Raw genomic sequence first — 3,861 nt, 5'->3', positions numbered from 1 at the left:
CACTAACTCCATCTGAATTTGGTCTGGTTGGAGGTCTAGGTCAGTTAAGCTAGCCAAGGTAATTAGTGCCAAAGCTCGCAATTGCTCAGCCGCAGTAGTAGTTGACTGTTTACCTAGCACGATCAGCAACCGAGTCTTTTGCTCTTCTAGGAGAAGCATACCATAAATTGGTGGGTCAATGGTTGCCTTGATTTGGTCAAAGGTTGTTTGCCACACCGGTTGCTTGCCTGTCATAATTTTTGAACAAAAAGGAGTATAAAGGGGATGTAGCCTTGACCTTGACCTTGACCTTAGGTCACGCTATGCGAACGGTCACGCTACGCGAACGGTCACGCTAAGTGATCAATAATCTTTGATTGAGATGAGGTGCTCTCAATCACAATGCCCTTAGTGGGGGATATACTGTAAGGGTAGGGACGCTGATCTGCCTTAGCCCCACGAATTTTAGTAATTCGCAGCCAATTTTTGTAGCTAATGTCTTCTCCCTGATTCATTTCATCCCAGTCAGGTGAATAAAGGTCTACTACGAGATCATAAAGGTTCAATAAATTGTAGCGATCGCTTTTTTCGATTCCGTCCTGAGCAAAAATATCTAACACTGCCACATCAGGCTGACGGAGTTGACGATTTTTACGGTAGACCAGCTTAATAAACTCTCTAGGGGTACAGTTGATTAGTAGAGGCGTGAGGGAGTCAAAGATTACTCGACAGGGTTTAGGCATTTGCTCAAGCTGTTGCGCAATCCTGAGCAAAAGCATCTCCGGGTCATTCAGATTCAGGTGTACAGAGGTTGCTGGCAATGTCTCTACCATGGGACTAAAGGTATCGAGGATCACCAACTGCCCTGCTTCCAGGTAGGGGTCAGGGAGCAATCCCCAACTTGGGAGGGTTTGATAAACTTGCTGCCTAGGAATATCGGCACTAATATATAGGACTGATTCTTGGCGATGCAAGCCACAGAGCAAAAACTGATAGGCTAGAGTACTCTTACCCAGTCCGGGAGCGCCCTCCACCAAGCAAGCGGTGTTATAGGGGATTTTGCCTGGGAGCAATTTTTCGAGTGACCCAAACACTAAATAGGGAGCATCCTCAATAAATTTTAATGATTCGGTGGTTGAGGGGGGAGATATTTGGCTGGCACTGTACAATATCTCAATACCGTTTTCTGTGATTGCCATGCGGTTAGAACCACAGACATGGTCAGATGCTCGCATTTTAAATACTTCTAGATAGCGATCGCGTCTACGACCAACTAGTTCTTTTGATAGCATAATCATGCCATCGACAATGGTTTCTTCCACACCAAAGCTGGATAGGTGTCCAGTTTCATGAGCAGGGATACCTGAGATAAAGATACCCACTCCACCGATTTGTTGCATCAGGGTTGCTAATTGGAAGGTCTTTTCTCGCTGGATGGCTCGGTTATTGACTTTGTAGAACAAGACTGATAGAGAATCCACCACAAAACGTTGAGGCTGGAAGGAGGCGATTTCCTGAGCAATTTGATCTAGGTGTTCTTCAACCCGGATATTAGTTTGGGTAACAAAGACAATGCGCAGCATTTCTTGTTGAATCAGACGTTCTAAGTCCCAACCAAAACCGGCTGCCATCTGGGACAGATGAGAGGGGGTTTCCTCAAAAGAAAAGAGCAAGCCTTTTTCCCCTCGGTCAACTCCAGCCATGAGAAACTGTAGGGCAAAGGTAGTTTTACCAGTGCCAGCAACTCCCGAGAGGATGATTGAACGACCGTAGGGGATACCTCCCCGCAACAGTTGATCCAAACCCGGAATTCCCATCACCATACGCCCTGCTGGAACTGACCAACTCACCGACTTTTGCCTGAGGGTTAGGGTAGGGCTAAGAATCCGCACCCCCACATTAGTGATCACAAAGGGAAATGGTTCCATATAAGGTGCCAGACCCCGTAATTTATGAACCTGTAACCAACGGCGTTGCTCCCCTGCCTCCTCATGGGTCGAAAGGTAAAGGATGCCATCAGCCAAAGCAAATTCTGGACTGTGGTTAATCTGGGAGCGTTCGGATTCATTGACTAAAAAAGTCGTGCAACGAGCACTGGCGAGGCGAACCGATAGTTCGTAGCAAAAACGGCGGAAGTCACCACTTTTTTCGGTCAGCTCAGCAATGGCCTTAAAAGAGTCAATTACTATAACTTCTGCTTGATGTTGATTGACCAAACCCACTATATGATCCGCCAACCTAGGCATCGGTTGTTCAATTAAGAATGAGCCAATATCACTATAGATCACCTGCTCACCAAATACTTGAGCATCGAAGAATTGGAAGTGCTGCATATAACGCACCACCTTAAGGGTTGGCTCGGAAAGGGTACTGAGATAAAGAGCTCTCTTATGGGGTTGGTGCTTGATAGTGTTAAACAGAATCTGCTGCACCAAAATTGTTTTGCCAGTGCCAGGAGCCCCTGCCAAGATATTCAACGAGTAGATGGGAAAGCCACCGCCCAAAACGGCATCCAGATTTGGCACTCCTGTAGGCATTAATTTGATTTTGGGCATTAGTCATTAGCCATTAGTCATTAGCCATTAGTCATTAGTCATTAGTGGTAAGTTAACTAATAATCAATCAAATCGTAGATTTGTAATAGGTTGTGTTCTGACTTTCCCAGGTAATTACCATACCCTGCTGCTTCAGATTCTCTAATTCATGGATCAACTCTTGAGGGCTGAATCCAGTGCGATTTGCTAATTCATTGATGTCCATCTCCTCCACCCCCTGCAAGATTTCCATGATATTACGACTCTGGTTAAGCAACTCCTTAAAGCCATTGTTATTGAAGTAATTATTATTAAAGACAGGCATTCCAGTCAGCACACCAGTTTGAGCTTCAATCACCTCGTTGATGCTTATTCCATCTGAGGTAATTTCAAAAAACCGGATTTCTTTGCTGTGGGGCGCTCCCCTGACCTTCATAATGTTTATGGCTCGTCCAATGCGACCAGATAGTTCTACATAGCGCAAGAGGATAACATTATCAACCACAAAGGAGACGCCATACTCACTCAACTGAAACGGTCCGAATAGCTCCCCAATTTCGTTGGTTACGATGGTGGTCACACCTTGAAGTTTCAACTGGTTCACTAAGGAGTAAATATAGTCTTTGTAGCGAACCTTATTTGGGGTGGCAATCTCAATATCCTTGAGAGAATCAAGCATAATCCGGCGAGCTTTAACCCTCTCTACAACAGCTTTAACCTTAGCAGCATGGATATCCGGCTGTAGTTCTACGGGAGAATCATACATATGCACTAGCATTCCCTGCTTTTCCATGGCCTCTAAATCCCAACCTAAGGACATGGCAATGGCTTTGAGCTGTTGGGGATTTTCTTGAAAGGTAACAATTACTCCAGGCTCCCCTTTGAGAATTCCAGCCACAATGAAGTGAAGTCCCATCAAGGTTTTACCAGTGCCTGCGCCTCCAGCAACCATAGTTGCCGTGCTATGCTGCAATCCCCCATCTAACATCCTATCCAGTTCTGGGATGCCAGTGGAAAGTTTTTCTTGGCTGACCTGGGTCTTCATCCATAAGTTTTTCAGCATCTTAATCCGGGGATAGACTTCTATGCCAGTCTCACTGATTTCAAAGGGGTGCAACCCGGTAAAATAATTTTCCCCCCTGAGTTTGAGCACATCTAAATAACGCTGGAAGTGTAACCCCAGAGGCTGATTTTGCAGACGAATAATCCCATCCGCGATGGCAAAGATCGGTTGATGTTTAATTTCTTCGTCAGTGTATTCCCCTACTAAAAAAGCTGTTACTCCCCAAGTGGTCAGACGCACTGAGAGGTCGTAGCCAAACTTACGTACTTCTACGGGATCCGTTGA

3 protein-coding genes are annotated in these 3,861 nt (G+C 45.6%); all 3 read right to left on the bottom strand.

Annotated features, from left to right (window positions below):
* Window positions 1–234: hypothetical protein (locus F6K52_RS33695; RefSeq protein WP_293089127.1), on the bottom strand; the 234-nt coding region annotated here is incomplete at its 3' end.
* A gap of 95 nt (window positions 235–329) precedes the next feature.
* Window positions 330–2,534 (bottom strand): ATPase domain-containing protein, encoded by a 2,205-nt coding sequence (locus tag F6K52_RS33690; protein ID WP_293089124.1) that lies wholly within the window; start codon window positions 2,532–2,534, stop codon window positions 330–332.
* A gap of 67 nt (window positions 2,535–2,601) precedes the next feature.
* The coding region (locus tag F6K52_RS33685; protein ID WP_293089122.1) for an ATPase domain-containing protein at window positions 2,602–3,861 on the bottom strand (1,260 nt) is incomplete at its 5' end.

Origin of the sequence: Moorena sp. SIO3H5, assembly GCF_010692395.1 — a bacterium.
Lineage (GTDB): Bacteria > Cyanobacteriota > Cyanobacteriia > Cyanobacteriales > Coleofasciculaceae > Moorena.
This window is presented reverse-complemented; position numbering and strand designations above follow the sequence as displayed.

Coding starts and splice junctions, on each gene's coding strand:
- F6K52_RS33690 (WP_293089124.1), bottom strand. CDS start 2,534: ATGCCCAAAATCAAATTAATGCCTACAGGAGTGCCAAATCTGGATGCC.